Raw genomic sequence first — 15511 nt, 5'->3', positions numbered from 1 at the left:
GGCGGGGCGCTATGCAAAGCAGCGAATGGTTACGTACAGCTACGGTGACCGCGGTCGGTGGCGTCCCGGTGCCCCGCCGCGCTTCCGTTCCTTCGCCTCCGCGCACATCGTGAACGGCCGTGTGCGCGCGGGATGTCGTGCCGGAAAAGTGTGAGGCGTGGCACTCGTCATCCGCTCGCCGGACCGCGAGAGCGCCCGGATTCGGGGCGGGCGAAGGACCGGGCGTCCGGGGCGGCGGCGAGCGCCCCCTGTGTGCCCCTGTGTTCCGCTTGTCACTCCCTTGGTGCGGGCATTACTGTCACCACGCCTTGGTGAACGGGAAATCCGGTGTGATGCCGGTGCGGCCCTCGCCACTGTGATCGGGAAGTCCGGCTCCGGCCCTCGCGGGCAGCCACTGGGTCCTCGGACCCGGGAAGGCGGAGTTCGGTGGTACCCGTGAGCCAGGAGACCGGCCAAGGCGCGTCAACCATCCACGAGGTGCTGGAGAGGGTCTGCTGAACCATGCACATAGCCGAGGGATTTCTTCCTCCCGCGCATGCCGTCGCCTGGGGCGTCGCGTCCGCCCCGTTCGTCGTCCACGGAGTACGGTCGCTCACCCGTGAGGTCAGGGAACACCCCGAGAGCACGCTGCTCCTCGGCGCGTCCGGCGCCTTCACCTTCGTTCTGTCGGCCCTGAAGCTGCCCTCCGTCACCGGGAGTTGCTCGCACCCCACCGGCACCGGCCTGGGCGCCCTTCTCTTCCGGCCGCCGATCATGGCGGTGCTGGGCACCATCACCTTGCTCTTCCAGGCCCTGTTGCTCGCCCACGGCGGCCTCACCACACTCGGGGCCAACGTCTTCTCGATGGCCGTCGTCGGTCCGTGGGCGGGATACGGGGTCTACCGGCTGCTGCGGCGCTTCGATCTGCCGCTGATGGTCACGGTGTTCGCGGCCGCGTTCGTCGCCGACCTGTCCACCTACTGCGTCACCAGCGTGCAGCTGGCCCTCGCCTTCCCCGACCCCGGCAGCGGATTCCTCGGCGCGCTCGGCAAGTTCGGCTCCATCTTCGCGGTCACCCAGATCCCGCTCGCGGTCAGCGAGGGGCTCCTCACCGTGCTGGTGATGCGGCTGCTCGTGCAGTCCAGCAAGGGCGAACTGACCCGGCTCGGTGTCCTGGTGGCCGGCCGGGAGACCGGCGCGAACGCCGAGGCGGTGGCCCGGTGAGCAGGAACGCGAAGATCAACTCCCTGCTGCTGCTCGCCGTCGTCCTGCTCGCCGTACTGCCCCTGGTCCTCGGGCTCGGCGACCACAAGGAGGAACCCTTCACCGGCGCCGACACCGAGGCCCAGACGGCGATCACCGAGATCAAGCCGGACTACGAGCCGTGGTTCTCGCCGCTGTACGAACCCCCCTCCGGTGAGATCGAGTCGGCGCTCTTCGCCCTCCAGGCGGCGATCGGTGCCGGGGTCCTCTCCTACTACTTCGGCCTGCGGCGCGGACGGCGCCAAGGCGAGGAGCGTGCCCTGGCACAGGCCGGGGGCCCGGCGACGGCCCCGGAGGCCGCGCCCCGCGGCGCCGAGGACCCCACGGCCCGAGAGGTCTGAGCCCGACGTGCTGCCGATCGACGCGGCGGCGCACAGCAGTCGCTGGCGCCGCCGCCATCCCGTGGACAAGGCCGTGCTGGGCCTCGGCCTCACCGTCTTCGCGATCTCGCTGCCCCCCTGGCCCGGCGCGGCCCTGGTGCTGGTGACGGCGCTCGTGGTCCTGCTCGGCCCGGCGGGGGTGCCCTGGCGCCGGCTGTGGCGTGCGTACCGGGTGCCGCTGGGCTTCTGCGTGACCGGAGCCGCCACCCTGCTGATCCAGGTCGGCGGCCCGAACGGCTTCGTGGCCTTGGCCGAGGGCGGTCCGGCCCGTGCCGGGCAACTGCTGCTGCGGACGTCGGCGGCCTCCCTCGGCGTCCTGCTGTTCGCGTTCACCACCCCCATGTCCGACCTCCTCCCCCGGCTGGTGCGGGCGGGGGTGCCCGCGCCCGTCGTCGACGTCGCGCTGGTCACGTACCGCATGAGCTTCCTGCTGCTGGACTCCCTGCGCCGGATCCGTGAGGCGCAGGCCGCGCGGCTCGGGCACACCACCCGGACGGCGGCCTGGCGTTCGCTGTCGGGGCTGGGGGCGACGGCGTTCGTCCGCGCCTTCGACCGGGCGGCCCGCCTCCAGTCCGGTCTCGCCGGCCGCGGCTACGACGGCACTCTGCGCGTGCTGGTGCCCGATGCCCGGGTGTCCGTCCGCTTCACGGCGGCGAGCGCGGTCCTGCTGGTGTCGCTGACCGCCCTCACCCTCGTACTGGAAAGGCCGCTGACATGACCGAGGCCGCCCTGGTCGCCCTGCGCGGCGCGTCCTTCGCCTACGAGGACGGCCCCACCGTGGTCGACGGCCTCGACTTCGAGGTGCGCGAGGGCCGCGCACTGGCCCTGCTCGGCCGCAACGGCAGCGGCAAGACCACCCTGATGCGGCTGCTCAGCGGTGGACTGAAGCCGCGTACCGGCCGGTTGGCGGTCGAGGGGCGGCAGGTGACGTACGACCGCGCGGGACTGACCCGGTTGCGAACGACGGTCCAGCTGGTCGTGCAGGACCCGGACGACCAGCTGTTCGCCGCCTCCGTGGCCCAGGACGTGTCCTTCGGGCCGCTGAACCTCGGCCTGCCCGACGACGAGGTGCGGGCGCGGGTGGACGAGGCGCTGGCCGCGCTGGACATCACGGCCCTCGCGGACCGGCCCACCCATCTGCTCTCCTACGGGCAGCGGAAACGGACCGCGATCGCGGGCGCCGTCGCCATGCGGCCACGGGTGCTGATCCTCGACGAGCCCACCGCCGGCCTCGATCCGGACGGTCAGGAACTGCTCCTCGGCACCCTCGACGGCCTGCGCGCGTCCGGCACCACCGTGGTCATGGCCACCCACGACGTCGACCTCGCCCTGCGCTGGGCCGACGACGTGGCCCTGCTCACCCCGTCCGCGGTGCGCACCGGGCCCGCCGCCGCGACACTGGCCCGCACGGAACTCCTGCGGCAGGCGGGACTGCGGCTGCCGTGGGGCATCGCGGCCGCACAACTGCTGCGGTTCCAGGGGTTGCTGCCCGGTGGCGCGTCGGGCCCGCGCACCGCGGAGGAGCTGGCGGCCATGGCGGGGCCGCCCACGCCGACCGCGCCGTCGGTCTCCTCCGACGGCTGACGCACGACGGCTGAGGCCCGGCGGCTGACACACGACGGCTGACGCCCGGCGGCTGACACACGACGGCTGACGCCCGGCGGGCGGGACCGACCGTCCGAACCCGGACAGCCGGACAGCCGGTCAGCCGGTCGGCCGGTCGGCCGATCCGACCGTGTCGTACGGCAGGTGAGGGGTGGTCAGCGGCCGGGCTCGGCCTCCCGGCCGTCGGCGAGGGGCCGGGCCGCGTAGGTGAGGCGCACGACGCCGTCCGGGTGCCGCTCGGTGCGGCCCCGTACGCCGAAGACGTCGGCGAGCAGGTCCGGCGTCAGGACCTCCAGCACGGGGCCCGCCGCCACCACCGCGCCTTCGTGGAGCACCACGAGGTGGTCGCAGAGACGGGCGGCCAGGTCCAGGTCGTGCAGCACCGCCAGTGTGGTGATCCCGGTGCTGCGGATCAGGTCCAGGAGCTCGAAGCGGGCACGGATGTCGAGGTGGTTGGTGAGCTCGTCCAGGACCAGGAGCCGCGGGCGCTGCGCGAGGGCGCGGGCCAGCAGGACGCGCTGGCGTTCGCCGCCGGAGAGCGTCGCGTAGTCCCGGTCCGCGAAGGGCTCGACTCCGCAGCGTGCGACGGCCTCGGCCACCGCTCGGCGGTCCTCGGCGCCGTCGCGGCCCAGCAGGCCGTGGTGAGCGGTGCGGCCGAGGGCGACCGTCTCGATGACGGACAGGCCGGTGACGGCCCCGGTGTCCTGGAGGACGGCCGCCGTGCGGCGGGCGGCCGCGCGCGCGGACAGCCGCCACACGTCGTCGCCGCCCACCTCGACCACTCCGCCGGCGGGCCGCAGCGAGCGGTAGACGGTGCGCAGCAGCGTGGACTTGCCGCTGCCGTTGGGGCCCACGAGCCCGACGATGTCGCCCTTCTCCGCCTCCAGGCGCACGTCCCGGAGGATCGGCCGGCGGTCCAGGGTGATGTGGAGCCGGTCCACTGTCAGTTTCATACGGCGGTCCGCCTCATGCGGTGTCCAGGCCCTTGTCGCGGCGCAGCAGCCACAGGAAGAACGGGGCGCCGAGCAGGGCGGTGAGGATGCCCAGCGGCAGTTCGTTGGGGCGGTTGACGGTACGGGAGAGCAGGTCCACGAGGACCAGGTAGACGGCGCCCAGGAGCGCGGTCAGGGGCAGCAGCCGGCGGTGGTCGGCGCCGACGGTGAGACGGACCAGGTGCGGGATCATCAGGCCGACGAAGCCCACGCCTCCCGCGACCGCGATGACGGTGCCGGTGAGCAGGGCGCTGATCACCAGCAGGACCGCGCGCAGCCGGTTGACGTCGACCCCGAGTGCGGTGGCGGACTCGTCGCCGGCCAGCAGCGCGTTGAGCCGTCGTCCGAGCATCGTGAGCACGAGCGTGCTCGCCAGGACCACGCCCGTGGCGACGGGCAGTTGGGACCACTGCGCGCCGGCGACGCTGCCCAGCATCCAGAACATGACGGTGCGCAGTTCGGTGGGGGTCGCCAGCAGCTGGACGAAGCTGGTCACCGACAGCAGGACGTAGCCGACCGCCACCCCGGCGAGGACCAGCCGGGTCGGGGCAAGCCGGCCCCTGCGCTGTCCGAGGGCGAAGACCAGGGCCCCGGCCGCGAGGGCGCCGGCGAACGCCGCCCCGGAGACGCCCAGTCCGCCCAGCCCGCCGATCGCGACACCGCCGAGGGTGATGACCAGGACGGCGCCCAGCGAGGCGCCGTAGGAGAAGCCGAGCACGACGGGGTCGGCGAGCGGGTTGGTGACCAGGGTCTGGAGCACCGCCCCGGCGACGGCCAGGCCCGCGCCGACCACGGCGGCCAGGGCGACGCGGGGGGCCCGGAAGGTCCAGACGATCTGGTCCAGCGCCGGGTCGCCGGCGGCTCCCCGGCCGGTGACGTGGTGCAGGAGGATCCGCCACACGTCGGACACCGGGATGCCGACCGCCCCGATGCTCACGGCGACCACCATGACGGCGACGAGGACGACCAGCAGGGCGGCGACGCAGAGCGGGAGGCGCAGGCCGCTCAGAACCTGTCGGGGTGGAGGATCCTGGCGATCTTCTCGACGGCCAGGTCGTTGCTGGGGCCGAGGTACATCGAGTCGGACAGCGTCACGTACGTGTGGTTCCTCGCGGCCGGCCACTGGGGGAACTCCTTCAGCAGTTTCCTGGCGTAGGCCGCCGGGTTCGGGTCGTTGTAGCCGATGACGACGAGCGCGTCGACGTCCGTCGCGGCCACCTTCTCCTTGCTCAGGTCGGCGAAGGAGGTCCTGGACGCCGACGCGAAGGCGTTGGTGCCGCCGGCCTTGGCGAGAATGTCGTTGTAGATGCCCTTGGCGACGACCGAGCTGAAGTCGTTGCCGCCCATGGCCATGTTGGAGAACAGGACCATGACCCTGGGCCGCTTCGTGCCCTCGACCTTGGCGGAGACCCCGGCGATGTGTTTCTCGGAGGCGGCGATCAGCCGCTCCGCCCGGTCGCTCACGGCGAAGATCTTCCCCAGGTCGCGCAGCAGGGTGTAGCTGTCGGCGATGGTCATGCCGGAGGTGTCCTGCGTGCAGCCCTGCGGGGAGACGTAGGTGGCGGCGCCGGCCTGTTCCAGCTGGTCGCGGGTGGCGAAGCCGTTCTTGGCGTCGAAGCCGTACGACGTCGTGGACAGCACCAGGTCGGGGCGCAGCCCGATCATCGCCTCGCGCGGGATGTCGTAGGCGTCGTTGACCTCGACGTTTCCGGTGGGCAGGGCCTTGATGGCCTTGACTCGGCCGGGGACCTCGGACATTCCGTAGCTCTGCTGGTTGGCGACGACACGGTCGCCGAGGCCGAGGGAGAGCAGGGTGGACACCTCGGCCACCGAGGCGCCGTTCATCACGACCACCCGGCTGGGCGGCTTGTCGAACTTCTCGGACACTCCGCAGTTGTCCAGGGTCACCGGGTAGCCGGACCTGGCGGCGTCCGCGGCGGCCCCCGCGCCGGTGCCGCCGGGCCGGTCGGCCGAGGAGTCGGCACAGGCCGCGGTCGCCAGGCAGAGGGCTCCGGCCAGGGCGACGGCGACCGGCCGTTTCTTCGACATGCGTGCTCCTTGCTGGGAGTTGCTCGTGCTGTGGAGGGTTCCGTTGCAGTAGTCGGGGGGACGGCCCGGGGAGTTCCCGGGGAGTGCCGGCTACTTCGCGGGCGAGGCGGGGCGGCCGTGTGCGGTGGGCGGGGCAGGCAGTGTTCCGGTCGCGACGCAGTGGTCCAGATAGCGGAAGACGAGGTCCCGGCCGACGGGCGGGCAGCTGATCGCACTGTCCCGCAGGCCACTGACGACGTTGTCCGCGCGGATCCGTCCGAGGCGCAGGCCGGGCCCGGTCTCCTCGGCGGGGTCCGCGTCCAGGGACTCGAAGAAGGCGAGCACGGACGCCGTCACACCGGTATCGCCGCTGAGGCGCGGCAGTTCCGCCCGCCATCGGGCCAGGGACACCCGGCGCAGCGGGTAGCCGTACTCCTCCAGCCAGTCGTAGAGGTCGCTCAGCCGCACCGGGGCGCCGGACGCGTGGTTGAAGACCGTGGCCGCCGGAGGGCGCTGTCCGAGGCAGAGCTGGACCAGAGCCTCGGCTGCGTGGTCGACGGGGGTCCATGTCTCCTCCTCGAACAGGTCGGGGACGAGGCCCGCGGGCACGCCGGCGCGCAGCACACGCCACAGGAAGTCCCGTTCGTTCACGTATCCGGTGCCGTGGGGGCCGACGATCCGGCCGAGCCGGTGCACGGTGACCGGCAGGCCCCGTTCGGCGGCCTGTTCCAGCAGGCGTTCGGCCGCCCATTTCGACTGCTGGTAGCCGTAGCGCAGTCCGGCGTGGGGCGGCAGGAACGCCTCCGGCACCTCGGCGGCGAGGCCGAGGGGCGGGGCGACGGAGAGCGTCGACACGAAGTGCAGGGGGACGGAGCGCACGGCCGTGAGGCGCAGCAGGTCCCTGGTGGACTCCGTGTTGACGGCCCGGAGCGTGGCGTACTCGCGCAGGACGCTGACCGTCGCCGCGTTGTGGAAGACGGCGTCGCAGGTGCGGGCCAGTTCGTCGAGGAGCGTCTCCTCCAGGCCGAGACGGGGGCGGCCCAGGTCCGCGGGGAGCGCCGTGACGCGTTTTCTCTCCTCGTCCCCCAGGGGGATCAGGTGGGTCTCCAGGGCCTGGTGGAGGCGTGCGGTGGCCTCGGCGGGGCTCGGGGCACGGACGGTGCACACGATCTCCGCGCCGGTGCCACGGAGGAGTGCGGCGAGCAGGTGTACACCGACGAAGCCGGTGGCGCCGGTGAGCAGGATCCGGGACGCAGGCCCGTCCGGGCGCGGGCCGTCGCCGGGCCGGACGTCCGGGTCGAGCCGGGCGTCGGTGAGTACGGCCGTGGGAAGCGCGGGGGCGGTCGGCCGGACCCCGGCCGCGAGGAACCGCGCCAGTTCGGCCGGGGTCGTGTACTGGAAGAGCCAGGCGACCTTCACCTCCCGGCGCAGGGCGGCACCGAGCCGGCCTGCCACCTGGATGGCCTGCAGCGACTGGGCCCCCAGATCGAACACGTCGTCCCGCGCGGAGAGGGCGGCCACGCCGAGCACCTGCTGCCAGGCGGTGGCGACGGTGCGCTCCAGGCCGCCGTCCGCCTCCGCCGCCCGGGTGACCGGCTCCGCGGGTGCCGTCCCGACGAGCGCGTTCCGGTCGGTCTTGCCCGAGCTCGTACGAGGCAGCCGGTCCCGGAACTCGACGGCCGAGGGGATCATCGCGGCGGGCAGTCTCGTGCGCAGGTGCTCCCGGACGGCGGCGGCGTCGGGGGCCGGGCCGTCCGCGACGAGGTGTGCGATCAGGTGCCGTGTCCCGTCCCGGCCCGCCCGGCCGACGACGGCGGCTTCCCGGACCCCCGGGTGGGTCAGCAGGGCGCTCTCGACCTCGGCGGGGTGCACCCGGTGCCCACTGATCTTGAACTCGTCGTCCGCCCGGCCGAGGTGGCGCAGCTGTCCGTCGTCGCCGATCCGTACGAGGTCGCCGGTGCGGTAGGAGCGGGGCGCGCCGGGGAGCCCGTCGAGGGGAGCGAAGCGGGCGGCGTCCGCCGGGCGGTCGCCCCGGTAGCCGGCGGCCAGGTTGTCGCCGAGGAGGTGGAGTTCGCCGGCGACGACCGCCGCGCGGGTGCCGGGCAGCGGCAGCCCGATGGGGACGTCGCCGGGGGCGAGGGCCGGGTCGTGGAGGTCGGCGACGGTGGCGGCCACGGTGGCCTCGGTGGGGCCGTAGCTGTTCAGCAGCCGCACGCGCGTGCCGACGGCCTCGCGCCAGCGGTCGACCCGCTCGGGCAGGGCCGCCTCACCGCCGATGACGACGGTGCCGAGCCCGGCGGGCAGGGCGGCGGCGCCGGTGGAGACGGCGTGGGCCACTTCGTGCCAGTAGGCGGTGGGCAGGTCGAGGAGGCTGATCCGCAGCCGTGCGCAGGCGTCCAGGAACCCGGGGACCGAGTCGGTCATGTCGTCGGTACGGACGACGAGCGTGGCGCCGGCGCAGAGGGTGAGGAAGACCTCCTCCACGCTGGTGTCGAAGTGCGGCGGGGCGAACTGCAGGACACGGTCCTCGCGGCGGAGACCGTAGCGGTGGGTGGCGCCGGCGACGAAGTGCGCGAGGGCGCGGTGGCCGATCTCGACGCCCTTGGGGCGTCCGGTGGAGCCCGAGGTGTGGATGACGTACGCGAGGTCGTCCGGTGCGGGCGGGGGCGGCGGGGCCGGCGCGGGCGCGGGCTCCGGCCGGTCGAGGCGCAGAACCCGGTGGCCGCCGAAGGCGTCGGCGTGCGCGCCGGTGGTCAGGACGAGCGCGGGGCGGGCGTCGTCGAGCAGCTCCGCCCTGCGAGCCGGGGGCGCGGCGGGGTCGACCGGGCAGTAGGCGGCTCCGGACAGCAGGACACCGAGGATGGCGGTGACGATGTCGCCGCCCCGGGGCAGCGCGACGACGACCACGTCACCGCGGCCGACCCGGCGGGCCGCCAGTCGGCAGGCCAGTTCACGTGCCGCGCCGAAGAGCCGCGCGTACGTGATGTCCCGCCCCGCGTGTTCGACCGCGACGGTTCCGCCGCGCCGGGCGGCGTGTTCGGCGATCAGGCCGAGGACCGGGTGTGCGGGGCCGGGCAGCGGGCCCCCGTCGAGCACGGCGACGGTCCCGCCCGCCCGCGCGCCGCCCAGCGCGCGGTCCGGGGAGGCGACGGCTTCCCGCAGCAGGGTCAGCCATCCCTGCTGGAAGGAGGCGGTGTCCGCCGCCGTGTAGAGCTCGGGGTTGGCGTCCACGGCGATGCGCAGTCCGGCGCCCTCGGAGCGGTCGTAGACGTTGACGGCCAGGTCGTCGACGGGGCCGGCGGACACGTTGTGCACGGTGCTGCGGTGTCCGGCGAACCGCAGGTCGTACGCGAAGGGCATGATGTTGACGCCCGGACCGGACAACCGGCGCTGCCCGCCCACCAGTCGGAGGTCGCGCCGCAGTCGTTCGTAGCGGTAGCGCTGGTGCGGCAGCCCGCCGCGGAGCTCGCGGGAGATCCGGGCGGCGAGTTCGCGCAGGGTGTCCGACCGGCCGACGGCGACGCGCAGGGGCAGGATGTTGCGGACCATGCACGGGACCCGCAGCGAGACGGAACCGAGGCGGCCCATCACCGGGAGGCTGAGGACGGTCTCGGGGGCCCCGGTCGCCCGGTGCAGCTGGGCCGCGGTCACGGCCAGCAGGATCTCGGACCAGGTCACCCCCAGTTCGCGGGCGACGGAGCGCAGGGCCCGCGTCCGTGTTCCGTCGAGGTCCACGACCTGCCGGTGGAAGGTGCGCGCGGGCAGGGCGGTGCGCCCGGCGGGGCTCGCCACGGCCGGCCGGTCCGCGAACCGGTCCGCCCAGTGGGCGCGGTCCTCGGCGAAGCGTGCCGATGCGCGGTAGGCGCGCTCCTCCTCGCGCACGGCGGCCAGGGTGCCGAAGCCGCTGTCCGGCACCGGTTCGCCCGCCGCCCGGGCCGTGTAGACCTGGGCGACCCGGCGGGCGACCAGTGACAGGCCGAAGCCGTCGAGGGCGATGTGGTGCACGCGGTGGTACCAGAGGTACTGCTCGGGCCCGGTCCGCAGCAGGGCGTGGCCGAAGAGGGGGCCGCGCGTGAGGTCGACGGGCCGGGCCAGGTCCCGGTCCATCCAGGCCAGGGCCGCCGCCCGCGGATCGGGCTCGGCGGTCAGGTCGGCGGTGTGCAGGCGCCAGTCGCCGGCGGGGGCGTCGACCTGCCAGGGCCTGCCCTCCTCGTCGACGACGAACGTGGCGTTCAGGGCCTCGGTCTCCGCGACCACCTGGTGCAGGGCGGCGTCGAACACGGCCGGGTCCACCGGGCCGTCGATCCGCACGTACTCGGCCGTGTTGTACGCGGGACTGCCGGGGTCGAGCCGCTGGCCGGTCCAGATGCCCTCCTGGGCGGCCAGCAGCGCGTGGCGTTCAGGCCTCGGCACCGGCGGCTCCCCCCTGACGTGCGGCGAGCAGCTGCCACCACTGGGCGAACGAGGTGCACTCGGCGAGTTCGACGAAGCCGACGTCGGCGCCGGTCTCCCGCCAGCGTTCGATGAGGGTGACGATGCGCAGGGAGTCCAGGCCGGCGTCGAGGGGGTTGTCGTCGAGGTCGACTTCGTCGGGCCGCTGGTACAGGAACTCCGCCAGGTCCGCGCGGAAGCCGTCCAGGGTGAGGGAAGCAGGCATGTCGTTCTTTCTCCGTAGCGCGTCGGGGCGGGTCAGTTGACCTTGCGTGCCGCGTCGCCCCAGAAGCGGTCGCGCAGCTCCCGGCGCAGGATCTTCCCGCTGGGGTTGCGCGGGACGCGGTCGATGAACTCGTAGCGGGCGGGCAGCTTGAAGCCGGCGAGCCGTGGCACGAGGAAGGTGTGCAGGTCGCGCGGGCCGGGCCGGCGTCCGGGTGCGGGGACCACGAAGGCGTGGACGTACTCGCCCCAGCGTTCGTCGGGGGCGCCCACGACCACGGCCTCGGCGACTTCGGGGTGGCCTTCCAGGACGTTCTCGATCTCGGCCGGGTAGACGTTCTCCCCGGCGACGAGGATCGCGTCCTTGATGCGGTCGCGGATGAAGATGTAGCCGTCCGCGTCGATGCAGCCCGCGTCGCCGGTGTGGATCCAGCCGTCGACGAGGGTCTCGGCGGTCCTGTCGGGCAGTCCCCAGTACTCGACCATGTGGGCCGGAGTGGCCAGGCACACCTCGCCCACGGCGCCGGGCGGCAGTTCGCGGCCCCGGCCGTCGATCACCTTGGCGCGGACGCCCGGGTACGGCCGGCCGGCCGCCTGCATCAGCGGGCCGCCCGGCACATGGGCGGCGGGGGGCAGGCAGACGGCGGTGTTGCCGGTCTCGGTGAGGCCGTAGATCTGGGCGAACTCGCACCCGAGGACGGCGATGCTCTCCTCCAGCAGGGCCTCGGAGATCGGGGACCCGCCGTACACCGTCTTGCGCAGGGTGGCGAAGTCCCGTGCGCCGACGCCGGGTTCGGTCAGCATCATGCGGAGCATGGCGGGTACGACGCACGCGGTGGTGACGCCGAGGTCGCGGATGAGGCCGACCGCCTGCCGGGCGGCGAAGGCGCGCATCGCCACGACGGTCGTCCCGGCGTTGAGGTTCTGCGTGGCCCACCACAGTCCGCCGACGTGGAATCCGGGGATGCCGACCAGCGCGATGTCACCGGTACGCCAGTCGATCCAGTCCAGTCCCTCGCTCGCCAGGGCGTCGCGGATCGCGAAGAAGCTGCGGTGGGCGAGCACGACGCCTTTGGGCAGTCCGGTCGTTCCGCTGGTGTAGAGCTGGGCGACCGGGGTGTCCGGGGTGACCGGCACGCCCGGTTCGGTGTCGGGACGGGACGCCTTCCAGGCGGCGAAGGGTTCTCCCAGCGCGACGACCGTCTCGGGCGGCTCGGCCGGCATCTTCTCGACGACCGGCGCGAACTCGTCCTCCAGGAAGAGCAGCCGGGTGCCGGAGTCCTGGAGGATGTGGCTGACCTCCGGCGCGGTCAGCCGCCAGTTCACGGGGACCAGGACGGTGCCGCTCTTGGCGCAGCCGAAGAGGATCTCGTAGTAGTGCTCGGACTCCTTGCCGAGGTAGGCGACCCGGTCGCCGGGTGTGAGTCCGGCGGCCCGGAGGGCGTGGGCGACGCGGTTGCTCTCGGCATGCAGTTGCCCGTACGTCAGGGTGCGGTCCTCGCAGTGGACCGCGGGGGTGGCGGGCCGGTGCCGTGCGTGGAAGCCCGTGGTCTCGGCGAGCGTGCGCGGCCCGGCGTGGTGGAGCTTGTCCATGGGAAGTCCTCCGCGGGGTCAGGGGACGTCGGTGAACGCCAGGGTCGCTTCGCCGTGGCAGCGGCCCGACTCGGAGTCCTGGAAACGGAAGGCGGTCTCCGCGCGCAGGAACGGCTTGCCGCCTGCCGGGGCGCGTCTGGTGACGGAGGTGAACTCCATCTCCCCGGTGAAGGAACGGGGGTTGACCGGTCGCCGGAAGTCCGCGGCGAAGCGGGCGATCAGGATGTCCGGGAGCTGATGTCTCCAGAAGTCGTCGAGCGTCCAGGACGCGAACCCCGTGCCCAGTCCCTCCTTGACGGACTTGGCGACGAGGTAATACATCATCTGGTTGTAACAGATGTTGACCTCGACGGAATTCAGATGACCGGTGTCGTCGATGTAGCACGACTCGGGTATCGCGAAGGCGCACCGGGCGGCGATCCGCCCGTCCCGGGCGGTCACGTCCGCCGACAGCAGGTACTTGCAGTGCTCCTTGTAGGGCTGCAGCACCCGGGCCAGCAGGGCCTCGTCGGTCATGCCGCCTCGGTCCCGTCGATTCCGCCGGTCGCGTCGATTCCGCCGGTCGTGCCGATGGCGTCGGCCGTGCCGATGCCATCGTGGAGCCTGCGCTCGTCGTGCACGGTCACGCGGTAGGAGACCGTCGGCTCGGGGGTGGTCGTGTGCCGGGCGCGGTGGATGAGGCTGCGGTTGTCCCAGACCAGCAGGTCGCCCCGTTCGAAGCCCTGCAGATGGATCCGGTCGTGCCCGAAGGTCTCGTCGAGCTGGCCGGTGGCCTCGAACAGCCGCTTGAGCAGCTCCTCGTCCAGCGGATCGCCGTGCCGGTCCTCGATGCCGACCGTGAAGCCCTCGCTGACGTAGAGGACCGTCTCGCCGGTCATCGGGTGGGTGAAGGTGGTGGGCTGGAGGACGGCCGGGGTCTTCCGCTCGATCTCGTCGAGGATCTCGGACACCGGGCGGTACACGTCGTGCGGCCGTATCTTGAAGTACTTGCGCACGGAATGCCGGCAGCGGGTTCCGGCTATGTCCCGCTTGAGGTCCGCGGGCAGGGCCTCGTACGCCTTCCCCATGTCGATGAAGTACGTTCCGCGGTTCTTCCGCGGAACGACCTGGGGGTGGATGAGGGTGATGCCGAACGGGTCGGGCATGAACTGGTAGTCCGCGTGCCAGAACTTGCCCGTCTTCGGTACGCCGATCTGCTTCCCGTTCTCCGGGACGTTGGAGGAGACGAAGATCTCCGGGATGTCCGGGTGGTGGTACATCGGCTCGTAGTACGTCTCCGGCCGCCCGAGGCGCTTGCCGAGGTCCAGGAACGCCTGGGGGGAGAGGTCCTGGTTCTTGAGGACCGCGATCTTCTTGGTGTAGACCGTCGCCTTGAGGGCGGCGATGTCGGCGTCCGAGGCGCTGGTGTGGTCGAAGTCCTCGACCGTCGCGCCGATCGCCGTGCCGGGCTGGTCGCTGATCTGCATGGGGAGTTGCCTTTCTCGGGGTGGTGGCGGGCGGAGGGGGAGCGGGATCAGGCCGCCGCTCGGCGGGAGTCGACGAGACGGGCGATGTGGCCGAGGGTGAGGCCGGGGCCGAGTTCGTCGTCTCCGACGGTGACGCCGAGGTCGCGCTCGATGCGGATGCCGATCTCGACCGTCGTCAGGGAGTCGACGTCCAGTGCGCCCAGGGTCGCGTCCGGGCTGAACCGGTCCGCGGGGGTGTCGTGCAGCCGCGTGAGGATCTCGACCAGTCGGTCGTAGGTGGTGCTCATGGCGTCTTTCGTTCTCCTTCGTGGTGCGGATGGTCCGGGCCAGGGAGGCCGGGCCAGGTGAGGAGGCAGGAGCCCCAGGTGAGGCCGCCTCCGAAGGCGGTCAGCAGAAGCCGGTCGCCCGGCCGGACGGCCCCGCGGGCGGCGGCGTCGGCGAGAGCGAGCGGGATGGACGCGGCACCGGTGTTCCCCACGTCCTCGACGTGCGTGAGGCACCGTTCGCGCGGCAGTCCGAGGTCGTCGGCGACCGAGCGCAGGATGCGCAGGTTCGCCTGGTGGGGGACGAAGTGGTCGACGTCGTCGGTCTTCCAGCCGGCCCGGGACAGGGTGGTGCGCGCCGACTCGGCCATGCGCCGCACCGCGTGGCGGTAGACCTCCTTGCCCCGCATGGCGAAGTGCCGTTCGCGGTGGCCGGGTTCGCCCGGTCCGGAGCGCTGCCGGGAGCCGCCGGCGGCGATCGTGATCAGGTCTTCGTGGGCGCCGTCGCTGCCGAGGTCGAAGTGGCCGACGGCGCCCTGCTCGCCGGGGTGCCCGGCTCGCAGGACGACGGCTCCGGCTCCGTCCCCGAACAGCACGGCGTTGGCGCGGTCCAGGGGATCCACGACGGTGGAGTAGGTGTCCGCCCCGATGAGCAGCACCCGTTCGGCCACGCCCGCCGCGATCAGCCCGGCGGCCGAGGCGAGTCCGTAGACGAACCCGGTGCACACGGCGCTGACGTCGAAGGCGGCGGCCCCGGTCAGGCCGAGCCGGGCGGCTGTGGCGGGCGCGGTGGCCGGGCAGGCGCGGTCCGGGGTGGCGGTGGCGAGGACGACGGCGTCGACACTGTCCGCGGCGGCGGAGGCGAGGGCCCGGCGGCCGGCCTCCACCGCCAGGTCGGAGGTCGCCTGTCCGGCGTCGACGACGTGCCGTCGCCGTATGCCGGTCCGGGTGCGGATCCAGGCCTCGTCGGTGCCGAGCCGCCGTGCGAGCTGTTCGTTGGTCACCACGCGGGGCGGCACCCAGCCGGCCAGCCCGCACAGGACGGCGGCGGGCGGGGCGGAGGGGCCTGCGGTGACAGCGGACATGGAGTGCTCCTGGCATGAGGGAGGACGTGCCGGGCGGCCCGGGCACGGGAGAGGAAGACCGGGGGCCGGCGGGGGCTGGGGCAGGGCTAGGGCCTCTCGTTTGGATCATGCCGGGCTCGCGGGCCCTGGCACCGCACCTCGCCGCGTTGTCGTCGGTTGCCATGGCTCCGCCATGTCGCCCTCCTCCGCCTTGCGATGTACGGC

Annotated in this window: 14 protein-coding genes and 1 riboswitch; of the genes, 4 read left to right on the top strand and 10 right to left on the bottom strand. The window is 73.2% G+C overall.

Annotated features, from left to right (window positions below; all coding sequences use genetic code 11):
* Positions 1 to 292: 292 nt before the first annotated feature.
* Positions 293 to 471: riboswitch (cobalamin riboswitch) on the top strand.
* Positions 472 to 501: 30 nt separating this feature from the next.
* The 4 genes from FHS34_RS19165 to FHS34_RS19150 are packed head-to-tail and all read left to right on the top strand — an operon-like array spanning position 502 to position 3206.
* Entirely contained in the window at positions 502 to 1203 is a 702-nt protein-coding gene (locus FHS34_RS19165; RefSeq protein ID WP_184966914.1) for an energy-coupling factor ABC transporter permease, read from the top strand.
* Positions 1200 to 1583 carry an energy-coupling factor ABC transporter substrate-binding protein gene (locus tag FHS34_RS19160; protein ID WP_184966912.1) on the top strand — a complete coding sequence of 128 codons (384 nt, stop codon included), beginning with the start codon at positions 1200 to 1202 and terminating at the stop codon, positions 1581 to 1583. The genes FHS34_RS19165 and FHS34_RS19160 overlap by 4 nt, the downstream gene beginning before the upstream one ends.
* A gap of 7 nt (positions 1584 to 1590) precedes the next feature.
* Positions 1591 to 2340, top strand: coding sequence for a cobalt ECF transporter T component CbiQ (cbiQ, locus tag FHS34_RS19155; protein WP_184966910.1), 750 nt, complete (start codon positions 1591 to 1593; stop codon positions 2338 to 2340).
* On the top strand, positions 2337 to 3206 hold the full coding sequence (locus tag FHS34_RS19150; RefSeq protein ID WP_184966908.1) for an energy-coupling factor ABC transporter ATP-binding protein: 870 nt from the start codon (positions 2337 to 2339) through the stop codon (positions 3204 to 3206). Before cbiQ ends, FHS34_RS19150 begins: the two co-directional genes overlap by 4 nt.
* Positions 3207 to 3382: 176 nt before the next feature.
* Here FHS34_RS19150 and FHS34_RS19145 read toward each other — a convergent pair whose 3' ends face one another.
* From FHS34_RS19145 to FHS34_RS19100, 10 genes are all read right to left on the bottom strand, one after another.
* A complete protein-coding gene (locus FHS34_RS19145) occupies positions 3383 to 4180 on the bottom strand; it encodes an ABC transporter ATP-binding protein (RefSeq protein WP_184966906.1) in 798 nt (265 codons plus the stop codon).
* Between the two features lie 13 nt (positions 4181 to 4193).
* Positions 4194 to 5168 carry a FecCD family ABC transporter permease gene (locus tag FHS34_RS19140; RefSeq protein WP_184966904.1) on the bottom strand — a complete coding sequence of 325 codons (975 nt, stop codon included), beginning with the start codon at positions 5166 to 5168 and terminating at the stop codon, positions 4194 to 4196.
* A 56-nt stretch (positions 5169 to 5224) separates the two neighbouring features.
* Positions 5225 to 6268, bottom strand: coding sequence for an ABC transporter substrate-binding protein (locus FHS34_RS19135; protein WP_184966902.1), 1044 nt, complete (start codon positions 6266 to 6268; stop codon positions 5225 to 5227).
* 90 nt (positions 6269 to 6358) lie between these two features.
* Entirely contained in the window at positions 6359 to 10660 is a 4302-nt protein-coding gene (locus FHS34_RS19130) for a non-ribosomal peptide synthetase (RefSeq protein ID WP_184966900.1), read from the bottom strand.
* On the bottom strand, positions 10647 to 10904 hold the full coding sequence (locus FHS34_RS19125) for a phosphopantetheine-binding protein (protein ID WP_184966898.1): 258 nt from the start codon (positions 10902 to 10904) through the stop codon (positions 10647 to 10649). The genes FHS34_RS19130 and FHS34_RS19125 overlap by 14 nt, the downstream gene beginning before the upstream one ends.
* Before the next feature lie 32 nt (positions 10905 to 10936).
* Positions 10937 to 12493 carry a fatty acid-ACP ligase ScoC gene (gene scoC / locus FHS34_RS19120; RefSeq protein ID WP_184966896.1) on the bottom strand — a complete coding sequence of 519 codons (1557 nt, stop codon included), beginning with the start codon at positions 12491 to 12493 and terminating at the stop codon, positions 10937 to 10939.
* Between the two features lie 18 nt (positions 12494 to 12511).
* On the bottom strand, positions 12512 to 13009 hold the full coding sequence (scoD, locus tag FHS34_RS19115; protein WP_184966895.1) for a (2E)-enoyl-ACP glycyltransferase: 498 nt from the start codon (positions 13007 to 13009) through the stop codon (positions 12512 to 12514).
* The gene (scoE, locus tag FHS34_RS19110; RefSeq protein WP_184966894.1) at positions 13006 to 13959 is read right to left on the bottom strand and encodes a (3R)-3-[(carboxymethyl)amino]fatty acid oxygenase/decarboxylase; all 954 of its coding nucleotides are present in this window, start codon (positions 13957 to 13959) and stop codon (positions 13006 to 13008) included. Before scoE ends, scoD begins: the two co-directional genes overlap by 4 nt.
* 47 nt (positions 13960 to 14006) lie before the next feature.
* Positions 14007 to 14246, bottom strand: a complete 240-nt coding sequence (locus tag FHS34_RS19105; protein WP_184966893.1) for an acyl carrier protein — start codon at positions 14244 to 14246, stop codon at positions 14007 to 14009.
* Entirely contained in the window at positions 14243 to 15307 is a 1065-nt protein-coding gene (locus tag FHS34_RS19100) for a beta-ketoacyl-ACP synthase 3 (protein ID WP_184966892.1), read from the bottom strand. The genes FHS34_RS19105 and FHS34_RS19100 overlap by 4 nt, the downstream gene beginning before the upstream one ends.
* Positions 15308 to 15511 lie beyond the last annotated feature (204 nt).

Source organism: Streptomyces echinatus, from assembly GCF_014203595.1.
Classification (GTDB): Bacteria; Actinomycetota; Actinomycetes; order Streptomycetales; family Streptomycetaceae; genus Streptomyces; species Streptomyces echinatus.
The sequence above is the reverse complement of the archived record's forward strand: the minus strand, read 5'-3'. Positions and strand labels throughout refer to the sequence as shown.

What these genes read in the sequence shown, in the direction of transcription:
- FHS34_RS19145 (WP_184966906.1), bottom strand. Translation starts at nt 4,180, where the DNA reads ATGAAACTGACAGTGGACCGGCTCCACATCACCCTGGACCGCCGGCCG.
- FHS34_RS19135 (WP_184966902.1), bottom strand. Translation starts at nt 6,268, where the DNA reads ATGTCGAAGAAACGGCCGGTCGCCGTCGCCCTGGCCGGAGCCCTCTGC.
- scoE (WP_184966894.1), bottom strand. Translation starts at nt 13,959, where the DNA reads ATGCAGATCAGCGACCAGCCCGGCACGGCGATCGGCGCGACGGTCGAG.
- FHS34_RS19140 (WP_184966904.1), bottom strand. Translation starts at nt 5,168, where the DNA reads ATGGTGGTCGCCGTGAGCATCGGGGCGGTCGGCATCCCGGTGTCCGAC.
- FHS34_RS19100 (WP_184966892.1), bottom strand. Translation starts at nt 15,307, where the DNA reads ATGTCCGCTGTCACCGCAGGCCCCTCCGCCCCGCCCGCCGCCGTCCTG.
- FHS34_RS19125 (WP_184966898.1), bottom strand. Translation starts at nt 10,904, where the DNA reads ATGCCTGCTTCCCTCACCCTGGACGGCTTCCGCGCGGACCTGGCGGAG.
- scoC (WP_184966896.1), bottom strand. Translation starts at nt 12,493, where the DNA reads ATGGACAAGCTCCACCACGCCGGGCCGCGCACGCTCGCCGAGACCACG.
- FHS34_RS19105 (WP_184966893.1), bottom strand. Translation starts at nt 14,246, where the DNA reads ATGAGCACCACCTACGACCGACTGGTCGAGATCCTCACGCGGCTGCAC.
- scoD (WP_184966895.1), bottom strand. Translation starts at nt 13,009, where the DNA reads ATGACCGACGAGGCCCTGCTGGCCCGGGTGCTGCAGCCCTACAAGGAG.
- FHS34_RS19165 (WP_184966914.1), top strand. Translation starts at nt 502, where the DNA reads ATGCACATAGCCGAGGGATTTCTTCCTCCCGCGCATGCCGTCGCCTGG.
- FHS34_RS19150 (WP_184966908.1), top strand. Translation starts at nt 2,337, where the DNA reads ATGACCGAGGCCGCCCTGGTCGCCCTGCGCGGCGCGTCCTTCGCCTAC.